Annotated in this window: 19 protein-coding genes; 14 read left to right on the forward strand and 5 right to left on the reverse strand. The window is 68.8% G+C overall.

Annotation, left to right across the window (positions count from 1 at the left end; all coding sequences use genetic code 11):
- Window positions 1-66 precede the first annotated feature (66 nt).
- The gene (locus ACEN9N_RS16870; protein ID WP_495656394.1) at window positions 67-1,077 is read left to right on the forward strand and encodes a LacI family DNA-binding transcriptional regulator; all 1,011 of its coding nucleotides are present in this window, start codon (window positions 67-69) and stop codon (window positions 1,075-1,077) included.
- 11 nt (window positions 1,078-1,088) lie between these two features.
- Here the strand turns inward: ACEN9N_RS16870 and ACEN9N_RS16875 are convergent, their stop codons facing one another.
- A complete protein-coding gene (locus ACEN9N_RS16875) occupies window positions 1,089-1,835 on the reverse strand; it encodes an IclR family transcriptional regulator (RefSeq protein WP_495654064.1) in 747 nt (248 codons plus the stop codon).
- 169 nt (window positions 1,836-2,004) lie between these two features.
- On the opposite strand from ACEN9N_RS16875, the gene ACEN9N_RS16880 reads away from it, so the two are divergent.
- Genes ACEN9N_RS16880 through ACEN9N_RS16920 form a run of 9 tightly spaced genes read left to right on the forward strand, consistent with a single transcriptional unit; the run spans window position 2,005 to window position 10,433 of the window.
- A complete protein-coding gene (locus ACEN9N_RS16880) occupies window positions 2,005-2,991 on the forward strand; it encodes a Bug family tripartite tricarboxylate transporter substrate binding protein (RefSeq protein WP_495654065.1) in 987 nt (328 codons plus the stop codon).
- Window positions 2,992-2,996: 5 nt separating this feature from the next.
- Window positions 2,997-3,929, forward strand: coding sequence for an amidohydrolase family protein (locus tag ACEN9N_RS16885; protein WP_495654066.1), 933 nt, complete (start codon window positions 2,997-2,999; stop codon window positions 3,927-3,929).
- Window positions 3,926-4,912 carry a Bug family tripartite tricarboxylate transporter substrate binding protein gene (locus tag ACEN9N_RS16890; RefSeq protein ID WP_495654067.1) on the forward strand — a complete coding sequence of 329 codons (987 nt, stop codon included), beginning with the start codon at window positions 3,926-3,928 and terminating at the stop codon, window positions 4,910-4,912. The genes ACEN9N_RS16885 and ACEN9N_RS16890 overlap by 4 nt, the downstream gene beginning before the upstream one ends.
- Before the next feature lie 55 nt (window positions 4,913-4,967).
- Window positions 4,968-5,657, forward strand: coding sequence for an RraA family protein (locus tag ACEN9N_RS16895; protein ID WP_495654068.1), 690 nt, complete (start codon window positions 4,968-4,970; stop codon window positions 5,655-5,657).
- Complete coding sequence (locus ACEN9N_RS16900) at window positions 5,654-6,583, forward strand: NAD(P)-dependent oxidoreductase (RefSeq protein ID WP_495654069.1); 930 nt, start codon at window positions 5,654-5,656, stop codon at window positions 6,581-6,583. Before ACEN9N_RS16895 ends, ACEN9N_RS16900 begins: the two co-directional genes overlap by 4 nt.
- Before the next feature lie 42 nt (window positions 6,584-6,625).
- Window positions 6,626-7,609, forward strand: coding sequence for a Bug family tripartite tricarboxylate transporter substrate binding protein (locus tag ACEN9N_RS16905; RefSeq protein WP_495654070.1), 984 nt, complete (start codon window positions 6,626-6,628; stop codon window positions 7,607-7,609).
- A gap of 22 nt (window positions 7,610-7,631) precedes the next feature.
- Window positions 7,632-8,594, forward strand: coding sequence for a tripartite tricarboxylate transporter substrate binding protein (locus ACEN9N_RS16910; protein ID WP_495654071.1), 963 nt, complete (start codon window positions 7,632-7,634; stop codon window positions 8,592-8,594).
- A gap of 13 nt (window positions 8,595-8,607) precedes the next feature.
- The gene (locus tag ACEN9N_RS16915; protein WP_495654072.1) at window positions 8,608-9,495 is read left to right on the forward strand and encodes an amidohydrolase family protein; all 888 of its coding nucleotides are present in this window, start codon (window positions 8,608-8,610) and stop codon (window positions 9,493-9,495) included.
- 23 nt (window positions 9,496-9,518) lie between these two features.
- The gene (locus ACEN9N_RS16920) at window positions 9,519-10,433 is read left to right on the forward strand and encodes an SMP-30/gluconolactonase/LRE family protein (RefSeq protein WP_495654073.1); all 915 of its coding nucleotides are present in this window, start codon (window positions 9,519-9,521) and stop codon (window positions 10,431-10,433) included.
- Window positions 10,434-10,442: 9 nt separating this feature from the next.
- Here ACEN9N_RS16920 and ACEN9N_RS16925 read toward each other — a convergent pair whose 3' ends face one another.
- Window positions 10,443-11,522, reverse strand: coding sequence for an L-idonate 5-dehydrogenase (locus ACEN9N_RS16925; protein ID WP_495654074.1), 1,080 nt, complete (start codon window positions 11,520-11,522; stop codon window positions 10,443-10,445).
- A 13-nt stretch (window positions 11,523-11,535) separates the two neighbouring features.
- Window positions 11,536-12,489, reverse strand: coding sequence for a 2-hydroxyacid dehydrogenase (locus ACEN9N_RS16930; protein WP_495654075.1), 954 nt, complete (start codon window positions 12,487-12,489; stop codon window positions 11,536-11,538).
- A gap of 127 nt (window positions 12,490-12,616) precedes the next feature.
- Here ACEN9N_RS16930 and ACEN9N_RS16935 point away from each other — a divergent pair, with 127 nt between their 5' ends.
- The 3 genes from ACEN9N_RS16935 to ACEN9N_RS16945 are packed head-to-tail and all read left to right on the forward strand — an operon-like array spanning window position 12,617 to window position 14,711.
- Window positions 12,617-13,396, forward strand: a complete 780-nt coding sequence (locus ACEN9N_RS16935; protein ID WP_007836040.1) for a glucose 1-dehydrogenase — start codon at window positions 12,617-12,619, stop codon at window positions 13,394-13,396.
- A 30-nt stretch (window positions 13,397-13,426) separates the two neighbouring features.
- Window positions 13,427-14,329, forward strand: coding sequence for an NAD(P)-dependent oxidoreductase (locus ACEN9N_RS16940; protein WP_495654076.1), 903 nt, complete (start codon window positions 13,427-13,429; stop codon window positions 14,327-14,329).
- 43 nt (window positions 14,330-14,372) lie between these two features.
- Window positions 14,373-14,711, forward strand: coding sequence for an EthD domain-containing protein (locus tag ACEN9N_RS16945; protein ID WP_495654077.1), 339 nt, complete (start codon window positions 14,373-14,375; stop codon window positions 14,709-14,711).
- Here ACEN9N_RS16945 and ACEN9N_RS16950 read toward each other — a convergent pair.
- Window positions 14,677-16,599, reverse strand: a complete 1,923-nt coding sequence (locus ACEN9N_RS16950) for a glycoside hydrolase family 15 protein (RefSeq protein ID WP_413315693.1) — start codon at window positions 16,597-16,599, stop codon at window positions 14,677-14,679. The two genes, ACEN9N_RS16945 and ACEN9N_RS16950, sit on opposite strands and share 35 nt — an antisense overlap.
- An 85-nt stretch (window positions 16,600-16,684) precedes the next feature.
- On the reverse strand, window positions 16,685-16,930 hold the full coding sequence (locus tag ACEN9N_RS16955) for a hypothetical protein (protein ID WP_007836053.1): 246 nt from the start codon (window positions 16,928-16,930) through the stop codon (window positions 16,685-16,687).
- A 235-nt stretch (window positions 16,931-17,165) separates the two neighbouring features.
- Here ACEN9N_RS16955 and ACEN9N_RS16960 point away from each other — a divergent pair, with 235 nt between their 5' ends.
- Entirely contained in the window at window positions 17,166-17,948 is a 783-nt protein-coding gene (locus tag ACEN9N_RS16960) for a 4'-phosphopantetheinyl transferase family protein (RefSeq protein WP_495654078.1), read from the forward strand.
- Window positions 17,949-18,259: the final 311 nt, after the last annotated feature.

Consider the following 18,259-nt stretch of genomic DNA (forward strand, 5'->3'; position numbering starts at 1 on the left):
GAGAGAAAGAAGAAGCCCTTGCCCTCAAACAAAGCCACCACCGCCCCCCTCGCCCGTCCTGCGACGATGGCCGACGTGGCCGCGCGCGTCGGCGTATCGAAGATGACGGTGTCGCGCGCGCTCAACCGGGGCGCGAGCAGCGACCGCGTGACCTCCGAGGCGCTGCGCCAGCGCATCCTGCAGGCCTGCGAGGAAATGGGCTACGTCATCGACCAGACGGCGCGCACCTTCTCCAGCAAGCGCTCGGGCTTCATCGCGGTGCTGATCCCCTCGCTCAACAACTCCAACTTTTCGGAAACCGCGCAGGGCATCACCGCGGCCGTCGAAGCGCGCGGCCTCCAGGTGCTGCTGGGCTACACCGACTACCGCGTGGAAACCGAAGAGCGCCTGCTGCGCGCCATGCTCGCGCGCCGGCCAGAGGGCGTGATCCTCACGGGCGGCTCGCACACGCCCGCCGCACGCGCGATGCTGCAGGCCGCCGGTGTGCCAGTGGTCGAGACCTGGGACCTGCCCGCCACGCCCATCGAGCACACGGTCGGCTTCTCGAACGCAGAGGCCGCGGCCTCGATGGTGCGGCATCTGCACGGCAAAGGCTACCGGCGCATCGCCTTCATCGGCGGCACCTCGAACCGCGACACGCGCGGCGCCGACCGCCAGCGCGGCTATGCGCAGGCGATCCGCGAACTGGGTCTGCCCGACGGCCACGTCATCAGCTTCGGCCAGCCGCCCATTTCGATGGCGCAAGGCGGCGAGGCGGTGGCGCAGCTGATCCGGCAATGGCCCGACGTGGATGCGGTGATCTGCGTGTCCGACCTCTCGGCCTTCGGCGCGCTGATGGAATGCCAGCGCCGCGGCTGGGACGTGCCCGGCCGCATCGCGATCGCGGGCTTCGGCGACTTCGAGGTGGCACGCGCCTGCCACCCGCGCATCACCACCGTGGCAGTGGATTGCGTGGGCATCGGCAAGGCGGCCGGAGAGCTGCTGCTGCGCGTGATCGACGGCACGCGCGAAGGGCAGCGGCCGCCTGCGGAGACGGTGCTGATTCCGTTCCATATCGAGCAGCGGGAGAGCTCATAGGCTCCGCCCCATCAGGGGTGCCAGGTCGAAACGACAGCGGGCGTCTGTGCGGTGGGCCTGCCCGCAAGCGCATAGGAGAGCTCGTTGGCGGCCTTCATGATCGTCTTGGCATGCCCGATCAGCTTGGCCTTGGGCAGCCGGTCCGAGGGACCCGAGATGCACACCGACCCCAGCAGCGCCCAGCGCAGCCCGAACACAGGTGCCGACACCGTCGCCACGTTCTTCTCGCGCTCGCCAATGGAGTAGTGGTAGCCCTTCTTGCGGATGTCCTCGTAGAGCTTTCCGGGCTCGCCGGAGAACGCGAGGATCACGCGCCCCGGTGAGCCCAGGTCCAGCGGGAGCATCGCGCCCATGCGTGCGTGATGCCGGATGGGCTGCGGCCCTTCCACGCGCGCAAGGCAGGTCCTGGAATTTCCCTCGCGGACATAGAACGCGGCGCTCTCGCCCGTTGCCTGCGAAAGCGCGAGCAGCATCGGCTCCACGACGTTGTTGGCGTCGAAGCTCGCCTGGTAGCGAGCCCCGAGCCAGCCGGCCGCGGGCCCCAGCCTCCAGCCGCCGTCGTCGCGCTGCACCACGTAGCCCGCAAGCGCCAGCGTGCGCAGCAGGCGCAGCGCGGTCGTCTTGTGCATCTGGCTGCGCCGGGTGAGTTCGGCCAGCGAGAGGTGCTCGTCCTGCATGCCGAAGGCATCGAGCAACTGCAGCGCGCGGGTGACCGCGGTGACTCCGCCCGCGGCCTCGGCGTCTGCTTCGCGCGGCATCTCGATCACTTCCTTCCGCGTGGATCTGGCTCTTGGAGTTTGTTTCACACAGTGGTCCATGGTCCGTTCAGTGGACCACCATTGTATGGAATGGAACGCAAACCTAAAGTCGCTTCACGCCTCGCAGGACGGCCTGCCGGCGCCCAACGAACGATTCGGAGACAGATCAATGCGCACCTCGAGCCACGGCTCCATCCATCGCCGCGCGGCCCTCGGCCTCGCCCTTCTTCTCGCCTCGGGCATTGCGGCGGCGCAGGCCTATCCGGCGCGCCCGATCAAGCTCATCGTGCCGTTCCCGCCGGGCGGCGGCACGGACATCATCGCCCGCGAGGTGGCCAACAAGGTCGCGACCTCCGAAGGCTGGACCATCGTCATCGACAACAAGCCCGGCTCCGGCGGCAACATCGGCGTCGACGCGGCAGCCAAGGCCAGCCCCGACGGCTACACGCTGGTGCTGGGCCAGACCAGCAACCTCGCGATCAACCCGTCGCTCTACACCAAGCTGCCCTACGACCCGGTGAAGGATCTCGCGGCAGTGGGCCTGGTCGCATCGGCGCCGCTGGTGGTGGTCGTGTCTTCCGCCTCGCCCTACAAGAAGCTCGCCGACGTGGTCGCCGCCGCGAAGGCCAAGCCCACCGCGCTCAACTACGCGAGTTCGGGCAACGGCACCGTGGCCCACCTCGCGACCGAGCAGTTCCAGAAGGTCGCCGGCATCCAGCTCACGCACGTGCCCTACAAGGGCGCATCGCAGGGCATGACCGACCTGGTCGGCGGGCAGATACAGCTCTACGTGTCGTCGGTGCCGACGCTCATCGCGCAGATCAAGAGCGGACAGCTGCGCGCGCTGGCCGTGACCTCGCTGCAGCGCAACCGCGACCTGCCCGACGTGCCCACCATGGTCGAGGCGGGCTACAAGGACTTCGAGGCGGTCACCTGGTTCGGCGTGGCGGGCCCCGCGGCGATGCCGAAGGACGCGATCGCAAAACTCAACGCTGCCTTCAACAAGGCCCTCGCGACGCCCGACGTGCAGAAGAAGCTCGCGGCGCAGGGCGCAGAGGTGCTGTCCGGCCCGCCGGAGAAGTTCGCCTCGCTGATCCGCACCGACGGCGTGCGCTGGGGCGCAATCGTGAAGGCCTCGGGCGTCCGGCTGGACTGATTCCGATGTCCGGCTCCATCGTCGCGGGCACCGTTTCGCCCGCCATGCCCACCGCGCCCTTCTCTGCCGGGCACGGACGCACGCAGGTCGAGGTACCGCCGGGTGCCTGCGACTGCCACGTGCACCTGTACGACTCGCGCTATCCGCCGGCGCCGGGCGCGAAGCTGACGCCGCCGGACGCCACCGCGCATGACTACCGCCGACTGCAGCAGCGCACCGGCACCGAGCGCGTGGTGTTCGTGACGCCCTCCACCTACGGCACCGACAACCGCCCCCTGCGCGATGCGCTCGCCGCCTTCGGCGCGCAGGCGCGCGGCGTGGCGGTCATCGACGAGAACACCGGCGACGAGGAACTGCGCTCGCTGCACGACTGCGGCGTGCGCGGCATCCGGCTCAATCTCTCGCTCGGCGTCGTGAACACCGCCGCGCAGATCGCGCCGCTGGCGAGGCGCGTCGCGCCTCTGGGCTGGCACCTGCAGCTGCTCGCGCCGGCGGACGTGCTGGTGCAACTCGCGGGCGTGCTCGAAGACCTGCCCGTCCCCCTGGTGTTCGACCACTTCGCACGGCTCGCGCCGTCGACGGCCGGCAGGCATGCGGCACATGCGCTGATCCTGCGCCTGCTCGCATCGGGCCGTGCATGGGTCAAGCTCTCGGGCAGCTACATCGTGAGCGAGGAAGGCCCGCCGCACTTCGCGGACGTGGCACCGCTGGCAAGGAGCTTCCTGCAGGCCGCGCCGCAGCGCGTGCTGTGGGGCAGCGACTGGCCGCACGCCAGCGCCAGTGCCGGCCACCAGGCCATGCCCGACGACGCGCAGCAGATGACATTGCTCGCCGGCTGGACCGGGACGTCGGACGCCTTGCGCCGCGTGCTGGTCGACAACCCGGCCGCGCTCTACGGCTTCGACAGACAGAACAACGCTTCCACGGAGACAATATGACCCGCATGCACAGGCGCCGCTTCGGCGCATTGGGCCTGTCCGCGCTCGCCGCGGCGTCGCTGCCCGCACTCGCACAGGGCCAGTGGCCCACCGGCAGGCCCATCACCTGGGTCGTGCCCTACCCGCCGGGCGGCACCACCGACATCCTCGGCCGCGCCATCGCGCAGCGGCTGGGCGCATCGCTGGGCACGACGGTGATCGTCGACAACAAGGCCGGCGCCACCGGCACCATCGGCTCCGCCTTCGTCGCGCGGTCCACGCCCGACGGCTACACGCTGCTGGGCACCTCGATCGGCCCGCAGGCCATCGTGCCGAACCTGCTGCAGAAGATGCAGTACGACCCGGTTGCAGCCTTCGCCCCGGTGACCTTGATCGGGACCATTCCGCACGTGCTGGTCGTCGGTACTGCACAGCCGATGCGCACCGTGGCAGACCTCGTCGCGCAGGCGAAGGCGCGGCCCGAGGAGCTGTCGTTCGCGTCCGGCGGCAGCGGCACCATCCTGCAGATGCAGGGCGAGCTGCTGCGCCTGCAGACAGGCACGCGCATGACGCACGTGCCCTACAAGGGCGACACGCCGGCCATCCAGGACGTGCTGGCCGGCCACACCAGCTTCATGTTCGCGCCGGCGGCCGCGGCGCTGCCGCATATCCAGGGCGGCCAGCTGAGGGCGCTGGCCGTCACCTCGGCCGCGCGGCTGAAGGCGCTGCCGGATGTGCCCACGATGGGCCAGGCCGGCTTCAAGGATTTCGTGGTCGAGCAGTGGCAGGCGCTCTACGCGCCGGCGGGCACGCCCGCCGCCGTGGTCCAGAAGCTCAACGCCGAGGTGGTGCGCCAGCTGAAGGACCCGGAGATCGCCGCCATGGCCGACAAGCTCGGCGTCACCCTCGTGGGCAGCACGCCGCAGCAGCTCGCCGACACCCAGAAAGCGGACCTGGCCAAGTGGGCCAAGGTCGTCAAGGACGCGGGCATCAAGCCCGAATGAGCCTCGCCCTCTTCATTTCCTCCCATCCATCACCATCACTCCAAGAGGTTTCCCCATGTCATCTCCCCTCCCCGACGTCATTCGCGACTTCGAGCGCGTGCCCGCGAACATCGTGGCGCAGGCGGCCGAGTTCCAGCCCGCCATCCTGGCCGACGTGGCCGGCCGCCGCGGCGCACTGGACGGCCGCATCAAGGCCCTGCGCCCCCGCATGAAGCTCGCGGGCACCGCGATCACCGTGGAAGTGCGCCCCGGCGACAACCTGATGATCCACGCCGCCATCGCCATGGCCAAGCCCGGCGACGTGCTCGTCATCGACGGCAAGGGCGACCTCAGCTCCGCGCTCATGGGCACGATCATGATGACCGCCTGCCGCCAGCTCGGCATTGCCGGCGTGGTGATGGACGGCGCCTGCCGCGACAGCATCGAGATCGACGAGATGGACTTCCCGGTCTTCTGCACGGGCACCAATCCGAACGGGCCCACCAAGAGCATCGGCGGCCGCATCGGGCATCCGGTGTCGATCGGCGGCGTGACGGTGCGTCCGGGCGACTTCGTCATCGGCGACGCCGACGGCGTGGTGGTGGTGGAGCGCGAGAAGATCGAATCGCTGCTGCCGCTGGCCGCGAAGAAGGTGAAGGACGAGGCCGCGCGCATTGCCGCCATCAAGCAGGGCGACACCGCCGCCAAGTGGCTCGATTCCGCGCTGCGTGCGGCCGGCGTCCTGAAGGAAGGCGAGACGCTGTGACGGCCATCCTGGTGACGGGCGCCGACCTGGCGCCGCAGGCGGTGAAGCTGCTCGAAGGCCACGAGATCGTCTACGCGGGCAAGACGCCGACCGAAGACGACCTCGTTACGCTGTGCCGCACGCACGACCCGGTGGCCATCATCGTGCGCTACGGCAAGGTGGGCGCGGCCGTCATGGACGCGGCCCCTTCGCTGAAGGTGATCTCCAAGCACGGCAGCGGCACCGACACCATCGACAAGGCTGCGGCGCAGGCGCGCGGCATCGAGGTGGTCGCGGCCGTGGGCGCGAATGCGGCGGCGGTGGCCGAGCAGGCGCTCGCGCTGCTGCTGGCCTGCGCGAAGTCGGTGGTGGCGCTGGATGCGCGCATGCACGCGGGCCACTGGGACAAGGCGACGCACAAGAGCCTCGAACTCGGCGGCCGCACCATCGGCCTGATCGGGCTCGGCGCCATCGGGCTGCGCTTCGCGCGCATGGTCGATGCGCTGGGCATGCGCGTGCTCGGCTTCGACCCTTACGCGAAGAACCTGCCCGCCTACGTGCAGGCCGCGGACCTCGCGACCATCTGGGCCGAGTCGGACGTCATCTCGCTGCACTGCCCGCTGACCGACGAGAACCGGGGGTTGATCAACGCGGACACGCTGGCGCGCTGCAAGCGCGGCGTGATCGTGGTCAACACTGCGCGCGGCGGCCTGATCGACGAAGGGGCCCTGCTGGCGGCCGTGCGCTCGGGCCAGGTCTTCATGGCAGGGCTCGACAGCTTCGCGGTGGAGCCGATGACCGCGGGCCACCCCTTCCAGGGCGAGAAGAACATCGTGCTGAGCCCGCACATCGGCGGCGTGACCAGCGACGCCTACGTCAACATGGGCGTGGGCGCCGCGAAGAACCTGCTTCAGGTGCTGGAGCGACAGACGGCGGCGAGCAGCTGAAGGCATCGCCACCATCCCGACCAATAACAAGGAGACAAGAGAATGAAGAGCGGCAAGAAGGCCCGCTGGGCCGCGCTCGCGATCGGCCTGCCTGTTGCGCTGGCAGTTGCTCATGCGCAGGCACAGACGTGGCCAGCCAAGCCAGTGCGCGTGCTCGTCGGCTTTTCGGCGGGTGGCCCCACCGACGTGGTGGCGCGCGCCTTCGCAGACCACGCATCGCGCGCGCTGGGCCAGCCATTCATCGTGGACAACAAGCCCGGCGCCAACACGATCCTCGCAGCCGAAGCGGTCGCCGCGGCGCCGGCGGACGGCTACACGCTGCTGCTGGGCGCGACGAACCACACGATGATCCCGGCGCTCTACAGCCACCGCGTCAAATTCGACGCCGTGCGCTCCTTCGCGCCGGTGTGCTCGCTGGCCGTAAGCCCCACGGCGCTGGTGGTGGGGCCGTCGATGCCGGTGAAGTCGCTCGGCGCCTTCCTGCAGGCCGTGAAGGCCGAGCCGGGCAAGCGCACCTATGCCACGCCGGGCTCGGGCAGCTCGGGCCACTTCGCGAGCGCGCAGTTCACGCAGCTCACGGGCACCTCGATGAACCACATCCCCTACAAGGGCGCGGCGCAGGCCGTGACCGATCTCATCGGCGGACAGGTCGACAGCTCTTTCGCCACGCTGGGCTCGGTGCTCGCGCAGGTGCAAAGCGGCAAGCTGACCGCGCTGGCGGTGGCTGCGCCGAAGCGCTCGGCGCTGCTGCCCGGCGTGCCGACCTTCGAGGAGGCCGGCGTCAAGGGCTACACGGCCGACGCCTGGTACGGCCTGCTGGCACCAGCGAAGACACCGCCCGAGGTGCTGGCCACGCTTCGCCGCGTGGCGACGGAGTTCTCCCAGGCGCCGGCCACGCAGGAAAAGCTGCGCTCGCTGGGCATGGAGGCCCGCAACACCTGCGGCGACGCATTCGGTGCGCAGCTCGCGGGCGAGGTCAAGCTCTACGGCGATCTGGCCCGATCGCTCGACCTCAAGACCGAATGAACGCATACGAGAGGAACACACCATGAAAGCCATCCGACGCATGCTCGCCGCATGCACCCTCATCGCGGCCGCAGCAACTTCCGCACAGGCCGCCTATCCAGAGCGCCCCATCACGCTGGTCGTGCCCTATGCACCCGGCGGATCGGCGGATGCGCTCGCGCGCGTGCTGGCCGTGCGCGTGGGCATGAAGCTGGGCACCACCGTGATCGTCGACAACCGGCCCGGCGCAAGCGGCACCATCGGCGCGGGCTTCGCGGCCAAGGCCGCGCCCGACGGCTACACCGTGCTCTACGACGCCACGCCCTACTCGATCAACCCGCATCTCTTCGCGCGCATGCCCTATGCCGCCAATGCGCTGCAGCCGCTGGCGCTGGTCGCCCTGGCGCCCAACATCGTGATCGTGCGCGCCGAATCGCCCTTGAAGAACATCAAGGACCTCGCGAACAAGGCCAAGGCCGAGCCGGGAAAGATCAACTTCGCATCGGGCGGCAGCGGCACCGTGCAGCGGCTCGCGGCGGAGCTGCTGCGCCAGCGGCTCGGTCTCGACATGGTGCACGTGGGCTACAAGAGCGGCGGCCCCGCCATCACCGACGTGATGGGCGGGCAGGTCGACTTCATGTTCAGCACCATCGCCGCCTCGTATCCGCTCGTGTCCTCCGGCAAGCTGCGCGCGCTGGCGGTGTCTTCGCCGCAGCGTTCGCCACGCCTGCCAGAGGTGCCGACCATCGCCGAGACCGTGGTGCCCGGCTACGAGGCCTACGAATGGAACGGCGTCTTCCTGCCCACCGGCACGCCCGCACCCATCGCCGAGAAGCTGCACAAGGCGGTGGTCGAGGCGCTGAAGGAAGAGGAAGTGAAGAAGCGCTTCGTCGACGTCGGCGTGCAGCCGGTAGGCTCGACGCCCGCCGAGTTCGCCGACTTCCTGAAGAAGGAAGATGCGAAATGGGCGGACGTGATCCGCAAGGGCAACATCAAGCTCGACTGAAGACAACGCACGAATGAACGCCACCTCCATCGCGCAGCCGGTTCCCCACTCGGTCGGCCTGGATCGCCCCGCGCCCGCGCTGCCCGCAGGCGCATGCGACAGCCACATGCACATCTTCGACCCGCGCTTTGCCGCGTCGCCGCACTGGAAGCGCCAGCCGCCGCGCGCCGAGGTGGCGGCCTATCGGCTGCTGCAGCAGCGGCTGGGCACATCGCGCACGGTGGTCGTCAACCCTTCGACCTACGGCACCGACAACGCCTGCACCCTCGATGCGCTCGCGCAGCTGGGCGAACAGGCGCGCGGCGTGGCGGTCGTCGCCGAGGACGTGGCCGACGATGAACTCGACCGTCTCGCGGCGCAGCGCGTCTGCGGCTTGCGCGTGAACTTCGTGACGCCGCAGTCCTGGGGCGCCACCACGCCGCGGATGCTGACGACGCTGGCGCGCAAGGTGGCGCGGCTGGGCTGGCACATCCAGGTCTTCGTGCATCCGGAGCAGCTGGTGGAGCTCGAGCCGGTGCTGGCCGCCCTGCCGGTGCCGCTGGTCATCGACCACATGGCGCGCATCGACCCGGCCGAAGGTGCCGATGCAGCGGCATTCACCGTGGCGCGAAGGCTGCTCGACGGCGGCAACACGTGGATGAAGCTCTCGGGCGTCTACATGCGTTCGCGCGACGGCGCACCTGCTTACCGCGACGCCTTCACGCTGGGCAGGGCACTGGTCGAGGCCGCGCCCGAGCGGCTGGTGTGGGGCAGCGACTGGCCGCACACGACCGAGACGCCGGGAACGGTGGACGACACTGCGCTCGCCAACGTGCTCGCAGCCTGGTGCGGCGACGAGGCCGTGCGCAGGCGCATCCTCGTCGACAACCCGGCGAAACTCTATGGATTCGCGGCCGCCTGATCCGCGCCGACTAGGAGACCGACATGTACTTCCTGCAAGCGCCCCAGGTGCTGGAGCTCCAGACCTTCACCAGCATGCCCGAGCACTTCCGGCGCCGCGAGCCGAGCATCTGGGCCGACGCCAACCGCGGCGGCCAGCCGACCGACTCCTTCCTCGAAGGGCCGGTGTTCGACGACGCCGGCAACCTCTACGTCTCGGACATCCCCTTCGGCCGCATCTTCCGCATCGACGCCTCGGGCGAATGGACGCTGGTTGCCGAATACGACGGCGAGCCGAACGGCATGAAGTTCATCGATGCGAACACGCTGCTCGTCACCGACTACAAGAACGGCCTGATGCGCGTGGACGCGCGCACCGGCAGCGTCGCGCCGCACCTGCAGCGGCGCAACACCGAGAGCTTCAAGGGCGTGAACGACCTGGTGCTGGACGCGCGAGGCAACGTCTACTTCACCGACCAGGGCCAGAGCGGACTGCACGATCCTTCGGGGCGCCTGTATCGCCTGCGGCCCGACGGACAGCTCGACCTGCTGCTGTCCAACGTGCCCAGCCCCAACGGCGTGGCGCTCTCGCCCGACGGCAAGGTGCTCTACCTCGCAGTGACGCGCGGCAACTGCGTCTGGCGCGTGCCGCTGCTCGCGGACGGCAGCGTCGCCAAGGTCGGCCAGTTCTTCACCTCCTACGGCCCGAGCGGCCCCGACGGGCTCGCCGTCGACGCGCAGGGGCGGCTGCTGGTCGCCAACCCGGGGCTCGGCATCGTGTGGGTGCTCAATGCGCGCGCGGAGCCGGTGGTGGTGCTGCGCGGCCCGGTGGGAGCCTCGACGACGAACATCGCGTTCGGCGGGCCGGACAGGGCCACGCTGTTCGTCACCGATTCGACGCACGGCAACGTGTTGAAGGCCGAGCTCGACGCGCCAGGCACGCCGCTGCACCGGGGCTGAAGCCGATGCTCAGGCGGCAACGGCCTCCGCCTGCGCCGCATCTCCCGCGAAATCGATCAGCACCTTCATCGCCTTGCGCCGGTCGCTCGCCAGCTCGAAGGCCTGGCGCGCCTGCAGCATCGGGAAGGTGTGCGACACCACCGGCGACAGGTCGACGCGCCCTTCGTTGATGAGCCGCACCGCGAGCGCAAATTCCGCATGGAAGCGGAACGAGCCGCAGATGCTGAGTTCCTTGGCCACCACCATGTTCTGCGGAATGCTCACGTCGCCGCCCAGCCCCAGTTGCACGACCACGCCGCGCGGGCGCATCACCTCGAGCCCGTCGCGCAGCGCGCGCTCGTTGCCCGAGCATTCGAGCATCACGTCGAAGGTGCCCTTGTCGGCCGAATGGCGTGAGACCCAGGCCTTGTCCTGCGCGACGTTGATGACGTTGTCGGCGCCCATGGCGCGCGCGATGGCCAGCGGCTCGTCGACCACGTCGGTAGCGGTGATCTCGGCCGCCCCGTGCGCGCGCGCCGCCGCGATGGCCAGCACGCCGATGGGCCCGCAACCCGACACCAACACCCGCTTGCCCAGCAGCGGGCCGGCGCGCGACACGCCGTGCAGCCCCACCGAGAACGGCTCGGCCAGCGCGGCCAGGCGCAGCGGCACGTGCTCGGCCACCTTCACGCACTGCGTGGCCTCGCACAGCAGCATGTTGCGAAAGGCGCCCTGCACGTGCGGCGTGCGCATCGCGCTGCCATAGAAGCGCATGTCGAGGCACTGGTTGGGCAGGCCCTCGAGGCAGAACTTGCAGGCGCCGCACGGGCGGCTCGGGTTGACGGCCACCTTGTCGCCGATGCGCACGCTCTCCACGCCGGGCGCCACCGCCACCACGGTGCCGGCCACTTCATGGCCCAGCACCATCGGCTCCTTGATGCGCACGGTGCCAAAGCCGCCGTTGTGAAAGTAGTGCAGGTCGGAGCCGCAGATGCCGCCCATGCCGACCTTCACCAGCACCTGGCCCGGGCCGATCTCGCCGGCGTCCTGTTCGTCCAGGCGCAGATCGTCGGGGGCGTGGATCACGAGGCACATACAACGCAAACGCATGATGTTTCTTCCTTCAGGCAACGGGAGTGACCAGGGGCTGGCCCGCGAAGTGGGCCTCGAGGTTGCGGCGCACGAGTTCGCCCATGGCGCGGCGCGTCTCTTCGGTGCCGCTGCCATGGTGCGGGTGCAGCACCACGTTGTCGAGCGCGGCAAAGCGCGAATCGATGCGCGGTTCGTTGAGGAACACGTCGAGCGCGGCGCCGGCAATGGCGCGCGCCTCCAGCGCCTGCAGCAGCGCGCCTTCGTCGACGGTGGTGCCGCGCGACACGTTCACCAGCCAGCCCTTCGGGCCCAGCGCCTGCAGCACTTCGGCATTGACGATGCCGCGCGTTGCTTCGCCGCCGGGCAGGATGACGATGAGCACGTCGCACCAGTCGGCCATGGCGGACAAGCTTGCGAAGTGACGGTGCGGACTGTCTTGCTTCGGCGTGCGGCTGAAGTAGCCCAGCTCCACGTCGAAGCCCGAGAGCCGGCGCGCGATGGTGCTGCCGATGCGGCCGAAGCCCGCGATGCCGATGCGCTGGCCGAAGACGCGCGTGGTCAGCGGCATGCCGCCGTTGGCCCATGCGCCGCTGCGCACGAACCGGTCGCCCGCCGGAATGCGCCGCTGCAGCGCGAGCGTGAGCCCCACGGCGAGATCGGCCACGTCGCCGTTGAGCACGTCGGGCGTATTGGTCACGCGGATGCCGCGCGCACGGCAGGCGGCGAGGTCGATGCCGTCGGTGCCCACGCCGTAGCAGGCGATCAGTTCCAGCTTCGGCAGTGAGGCAATCAGCTCGGCATTCGCGCCCAGTTCGCCACGCGTGGCGACCGCGCGGATGTGCGGCGCGTGCTCCGCAATGAAGGCCTGCCGGTCGGGCGCTTCCCACAGGCGGTGCAGCGTGTAGGCGGCCTGCATCGGCGCCATGTCCCATTCCGGGTAGGCGCCGGGCATCAGCACGTGCGGGGATGTAGCGGTAGCGGTCAAGCGGGTCTCTCCTGCGGTTGTCGATTCAATAAGATACCGGTAACTTTAATCGCCAGCATGAAATAGCGCCAGCGCAGGTTTTACCCATTGACGACTGCAAAAGATACCGGTAACTTATCCAACTGTCATGGACCAGGAGCCTCCCTTGAAACTGTTCGACCTTTCCGGGCGCACCGCCCTCATCACCGGCTCCAGCAAGGGCATCGGCTTCGCGCTGGCCGCGGCGCTGGGCAATGCCGGAGCGCGCGTGGTGCTCAATGCACGCGACGCCGCGGCGCTCACCGCCGCCCGTGACGCCCTGCGCGCCAAGGGCATCGCGGCCGAGGCCATGGCCTTCGACGTGACCGACGCCGCCGCGGTGGAAGCGGGCGTGGCCGCCATCGAAGCCGACATCGGCGCCATCGACATCCTCGTCAACAACGCCGGCATGCAGCACCGCGGCGCGTTCGCCGAATTCCCGGTCGATGCCTGGCACAAGATAGTCACCACGAACATCGACAGCGTGTTCCTGGTCGGCCGCTTCGTGGCCCAGCGCATGATCGAGCGCAAGCGCGGCAAGATCATCAACGTGTGCTCGGTGCAGAGCGAGCTGGGCCGCCCCGGCATTGCGCCCTACGCCGCCACCAAGGGCGCGGTGAAGATGCTCACCAAGGGCATGGCGATCGACCTCGGCAAGCACGGCATCCAGGTCAACGGCCTCGGGCCGGGCTACTTCAAGACCGAACTCACGCAGGCGCTGGTGGCCGACGAGGCCTTCACGGCGTGGCTCTCGGGCCGCACACCCGCCGGCCGCTGGGGCGACGTAGAGGAGCTGGGCGGTGCGGCCATCTTCCTGGCTTCGGATGCGTCGAGCTTCGTCAACGGCCACATCCTGTATGTGGATGGCGGCATCACCGCGAGCCTGTAGCACCGTGCACTGCATGCTGAAAGCCCCCGCATGACGACCGCAACCGTCCCCAGCCAGCGCGTGGCCGTGATCGGCGTGGGCATCATGGGCACGGCCATCGCGCGCCGGCTGCTCGAATGCGGCCACCGGGTGAGCGTGTTCGATCCCGATACGGCCAAGGTCGCGGCGCTGCAGGCGCATGGCGCGCAGGCCGCCGTCACCGCGCAGGCGGCAGCGGCGGCCTGCGACTTCGTGATCACCAGCCTCAACTCGGCGGCGGTGGTGGAGCGCGCGATCTTCGGCGAGGCCGGCATCGCCGCCGCGTCGGCCGATGCAAAGCGGCTGCTGATCGACATGTCGTCCATCGACCCGCCGTCCACGCGCCGGCTCGCGCAGTCGCTGCGCGAGCGCACGGGCATGGGCTTCGTCGACGCACCGCTCTCCGGCGGCGCGCCCAAGGCGCTGCTCGGGCAGCTCACGGTGATGGCCGGCGGCAGCGCCGAAGACGTGCAGCGCGCACGCGCCGTGATGGACAGCCTGTGCGCCAACTACACCCGCATGGGCGACAGCGGCGCGGGCCAGACCACCAAGCTCGTCAACCAGCTGCTCTGCGCCATCGGCTTCCAGGCCGTGGCCGAGGCCGTGCGGCTGGCCGAGGCCGGCGGCGTCGATGCCTCGAAGCTGCCCGCCGCGCTGGCCGGCGGCCGCGCCGACAGCCAGATCCTGCGCGAGTTCGGCCCCAAGATGGCCGCGCGCGACTACACGCCCACGGGGCGCATCGACAACATGCTGAAGGACCTCGAGGCGGTGCAGGCCTTCTCGCAGGGCCAACGCCTGCCGATGCCGCTGGCGGGCGCCGTCTCGGAGCTGCACCGCAGCTTCGTCACGGCCGGGCTCGGCGCCGAAGACACGGCGGCCATGATGCGGCAGTTCGACGGCTACGCTCGCGGCTGAAGCGGCCGCACCCACGGATTTCAACCAGGAAAGAAGAACACCCATGTTCATCCGCTGCGCGTTTTTCAGGGGCCGGGTCAAGGCCGGCATGGAAGAAGCATTCGACCGCCACGTGCACGAAAAGCTCGTGCCGCTGTGGACCCGCTTCCCCGGTGCGCTTGAGGTGCGCGTGCTGCGCCAGCTCGAAAGCGACGTGAGCGATCCCGAACTGGCAATGGTGCTGTCGATCCGCTATGCGAGCCGCGAGGACATCGCCATCGCGCTCGATTCGCCCGTGCGCTACGAAAGCCGCGAGGTCTCGAAGAAGCTCTTCGAGATGTTCGACGGCACGGTCTTCCACACCGTGTTCAGCGCCGAGGAGTTCGCGCTCGCGGTCGCCTGAGCGGCGTCTTCTTCCTTGCCGTCTTGTTTGCCTTCTGCGGCTGCGCCTTGCCGTCGAGGTCCGCCAGCTCCCACACGCCGCCGGCCGCCGACACCAGCGCATGCGCGCTGTTGATCAGCCCGATGTGCGAGAACGCCTGCGGAAAATTTCCGAGCTGCCGCTGCGCCACCGGGTCGTACTCCTCGGCGAACAGGCCCAGGTCGTTGCCCAGTGCCAGCAGGCGCTTGAACAGCGCCCGCGCCTTGCGCATCCTGCCCATGGCCACGTACACGTTCGACAGCCAGAAGCTGCACGCGAGAAACGCGCCCTCCCCGCCTTCGAGGCCGTCCACGCCCTTCTCGGTGCGGTAGCGGTACACCAGGCCGTTGAAGATCAGTTCCTTCTCGATGCGCGCGATGGTGCCCTGCACGCGCGCGTCGTGAATGGGCAGGAAGCCGATCAGCGGCATCCACAGCAGCGCCGCGTCCACCGTGTCGGCGCCGTAGAACTGCACGAAGGAATTGCGCCCGGCATCGTAGCCGCGTGCGCAGACTTCGGCATGGATCTCGTCGCGCACCTCGCGCCAGCGCTCGACGGGGCCTTCGAGCCCGTACTCCGTCGCGCTCGCGATCATCCGGTCGAAGGCCAGCCAGCACATGATCTTGGAGTGCACGAAGTGGCGTGGCTCGCCGCGCACTTCCCAGAGGCTGCAGTCGGGCTCCTTCCAAAGCGCCGTCAGCTGCTTCGCGATGGCGCGCTCCAGCGGCCACACCTTGTCCATGTCCGCCAACCCGGCCTTGCGCGCCGCATGGAAGGCTGCGATGACCGAGCCGTACACATCGAGTTGCCGCTGCCCGTGCGCGCCGTTGCCGATGCGCACCGGCCGGCTGTTCTCGTAGCCCGGCAGCCAGCCGAGCTCGAGTTCGGTGAGCGAGCGTTCGCCGTGCAGGCCGTACATCACCTGCAGCTCCTCGGGCGAGCCGCCCACCGCGCGCATCAGCCACCAGCGCCAGGCGCTGGCCTCCTCCACATAGCCCGAGCCGATCAGCGCGTAGAGCGTGAGCGCCGCGTCGCGCAGCCAGCAGAAGCGGTAGTCCCAGTTGCGCTCGCCGCCGGGCCGCTCGGGCAGCGAAGTGCTCGGCGCGGCAACGATGCCGCCGGTGGGCTCGTAGGTGAGCGCCTTGAGCGTGAGCAGCGAGCGCATCACCGGCTCGTGGAACTCGCCGCCGTAGCCGCAGCGCCCGGTCCATGCGCTCCACTCGATCACGGTGCGCGCCAGCAGCGCGCTGGCGTCGCGCGTCACCGGCGGCTTCAGGTGCGACGGAAACCAGTCGAGGCTGAACGCGATCGACTGCCCCGCCGACACGGAGAAGTCGGCAAAGCTCGCGAAGTTCTCGTTGGTCAGCGGCACGCCGGAGCTGATGCGCACCGAGTCGGGCCCGGCCGTTGCGAACACCGCGCCGTCGCGCCGCTCCATCCACGGGCACCACTCGCCGTAGTTGAAGCGGATGCGGAACTCGGTGTGCATGGCGACGATGCCGCGCACGCCCCGCACGATGCGCACCACCTCGTGCGTGCCGTCGATGGCGGGGCGGGGCATGAAGTCGGTGACGATGGCCACGCCCTTGGCCGTGCGGATCGTGGTCTCGAGCACCACGGTGCCGGGCAGGTAGCGCCGGGTGATGCGCGCACTGCGGTCCTTGGCACGCATCGTCCAGTGCCCGTTGCGCTCGTCGCCGAGCAGGCTGGCGAACATGGCCGCGGAATCGAAGCGCGGCAGGCACAGCCACTCGATGTCGCCGCCGCGGTGCACCAGCGCCGCGCTGTGGGTCGAGCCGATGAGCGCGTAGTCGCCGATGGGGCGGTCGGCATGGAGCCGTCCGGAGGGGTGCTTGGGGTTCTTTGGCAAGAGCCCGAGTCTTTTCGCGCGCGCGGGCGAGGCACGCCAGCGGCGGGCGCGGATTGCTGACGGACAACGCCTTTTCGCGGGCGCGTCAGGCCTGAGGATCACGCCCCCCAGGCCGGGTCATCCATTCGTCCACGAAAAACCGCGCACGGAACCTGACCCGTTCGAGCGCGGCTTCGCGCGAAGGCTGCTGCGCCAGCACGAACACGCAGCGCTGCACGCGCCCCTGGCGGAGTTCGGCCTTGCCGGCGTAGGTGCCTTCCGGGGCCTTCTTAAGGTCCACTTGGCAAGTCCAGCCTTCGGGGAGATCGAAGTCGGAGAATTCGTGGGTCATGGCAGATCGAAGAATAGTTCTCCGGGAGCCGCGGCTCAATCTTCCAGCCAGCGGTGCCAAGGGCCTTTTCCTGAAAATGTGACGATCGCCGGCCTCGAGGAACCACCACCAATGGGCGGGTGCCTGAGCGACCTCTACCAACGCCAGCAGACCGTCGACACCAGTATGGGCGGGCCACCTTAAGCCCAGCTGAAGAACCCGCCGGACGAGTTGAAAAATCAAGCAAGAATTGCGAATGCAACTGCAGATCGACTCGCGCCAGGTCCACCTGTGGCACCTGTACGTTCCCGACCAGGACGCCCCCGCCCACGAAGAAGCCATGGCCCTGCTGACGCCCGAGGAGCGCGAAAAGCACGGGCGCTTCCACTTCGCCCGCGACAGGCGCCGGTACCTCATGACGCGGTGGCTGATCCGCTCGCTGCTCTCCCGCTACGCGCCCATCGCGCCGCGCGACTGGCGGTTCGAAACCAACGCCTATGGGCGCCCGCGGATCGCCAATGCGCTGCCGCAGGCGAAGCGTCTTCGCTTCAACATTTCGCACAGCGCCTCGCTCATCGTGGTGGCGCTGACGGTCGAGCGCGAGGTGGGCGTGGACGTCGAACACACGGCCAGGGCCGCCCCGCTGGAGATTGCGCAGCAGTTCTTTTCCGCCGACGAGGCGCAGGCGCTGCGGCAGCTTCCGGCCGAGCTTCAGCCCTCCCGGTTCTGGGATCTCTGGACGCTCAAGGAAAGCTACATCAAGGCGCGCGGCGTGGGGTTGTCGCTTCCGCTGGACCGGTTCTCCTTCAGTTTCGAAGGCGCGCATGAGGTGGCGGTCGGCTTCGAGGACGGCCTCGACGATTCAGCTGCGCGCTGGCGGTTCTGGCAGCTCCAGCCGGACAACGCGCATGCCGTGGCCCTCTGCCTGGAGTGCGTGCAACCGGAAGGCGTGCAACTCGTGTGCTGGAAGGCATCGCCGCTGCTTGCCTCGGTCGAAGAGTTCCACAGCGCGGTGACGCGCCGGTCACCGGGCGGTTGATTCCCCGGGGCGGAACGGCCTTCCAAATTTCGCGCGAGTCTGATCGCGGGCTTTGTCAAGCGGCATGCCCGCCATGGAACATCGTTTCCATAAATATCTCGCAAGTAAATCGATGCACTAAAAAGAGCTATCGATTGCTTTCCTCCTGTGAGAAACAGATGTTCATTACCACCAAAATCTACGATTGACAAAGGAACTTTCCATGGTAAGTATTAAATTCATTAGTAACTTGTTATTACTATTAATAAATAATCCGCGTTTGAAAATTTAAATCAATTCGACAAACTGCCTCCTAAAAGCGACAAGGCAGA

It is taken from the genome of Variovorax sp. Varisp46 (assembly GCF_059491885.1).

Excerpts from the sequence above, each read along its gene's own strand:
- ACEN9N_RS16870 (WP_495656394.1), top strand. The coding sequence starts at position 67 with ATGGCCGACGTGGCCGCGCGCGTCGGCGTATCGAAGATGACGGTGTCG.
- ACEN9N_RS16875 (WP_495654064.1), bottom strand. The coding sequence starts at position 1,835 with ATGCCGCGCGAAGCAGACGCCGAGGCCGCGGGCGGAGTCACCGCGGTC.
- ACEN9N_RS16880 (WP_495654065.1), top strand. The coding sequence starts at position 2,005 with ATGCGCACCTCGAGCCACGGCTCCATCCATCGCCGCGCGGCCCTCGGC.
- ACEN9N_RS16885 (WP_495654066.1), top strand. The coding sequence starts at position 2,997 with ATGTCCGGCTCCATCGTCGCGGGCACCGTTTCGCCCGCCATGCCCACC.
- ACEN9N_RS16890 (WP_495654067.1), top strand. The coding sequence starts at position 3,926 with ATGACCCGCATGCACAGGCGCCGCTTCGGCGCATTGGGCCTGTCCGCG.
- ACEN9N_RS16895 (WP_495654068.1), top strand. The coding sequence starts at position 4,968 with ATGTCATCTCCCCTCCCCGACGTCATTCGCGACTTCGAGCGCGTGCCC.
- ACEN9N_RS16905 (WP_495654070.1), top strand. The coding sequence starts at position 6,626 with ATGAAGAGCGGCAAGAAGGCCCGCTGGGCCGCGCTCGCGATCGGCCTG.
- ACEN9N_RS16910 (WP_495654071.1), top strand. The coding sequence starts at position 7,632 with ATGAAAGCCATCCGACGCATGCTCGCCGCATGCACCCTCATCGCGGCC.
- ACEN9N_RS16915 (WP_495654072.1), top strand. The coding sequence starts at position 8,608 with ATGAACGCCACCTCCATCGCGCAGCCGGTTCCCCACTCGGTCGGCCTG.
- ACEN9N_RS16920 (WP_495654073.1), top strand. The coding sequence starts at position 9,519 with ATGTACTTCCTGCAAGCGCCCCAGGTGCTGGAGCTCCAGACCTTCACC.
- ACEN9N_RS16925 (WP_495654074.1), bottom strand. The coding sequence starts at position 11,522 with ATGCGTTTGCGTTGTATGTGCCTCGTGATCCACGCCCCCGACGATCTG.
- ACEN9N_RS16935 (WP_007836040.1), top strand. The coding sequence starts at position 12,617 with ATGGACCAGGAGCCTCCCTTGAAACTGTTCGACCTTTCCGGGCGCACC.
- ACEN9N_RS16940 (WP_495654076.1), top strand. The coding sequence starts at position 13,427 with ATGACGACCGCAACCGTCCCCAGCCAGCGCGTGGCCGTGATCGGCGTG.
- ACEN9N_RS16945 (WP_495654077.1), top strand. The coding sequence starts at position 14,373 with ATGTTCATCCGCTGCGCGTTTTTCAGGGGCCGGGTCAAGGCCGGCATG.
- ACEN9N_RS16955 (WP_007836053.1), bottom strand. The coding sequence starts at position 16,930 with ATGACCCACGAATTCTCCGACTTCGATCTCCCCGAAGGCTGGACTTGC.
- ACEN9N_RS16960 (WP_495654078.1), top strand. The coding sequence starts at position 17,166 with ATGCAACTGCAGATCGACTCGCGCCAGGTCCACCTGTGGCACCTGTAC.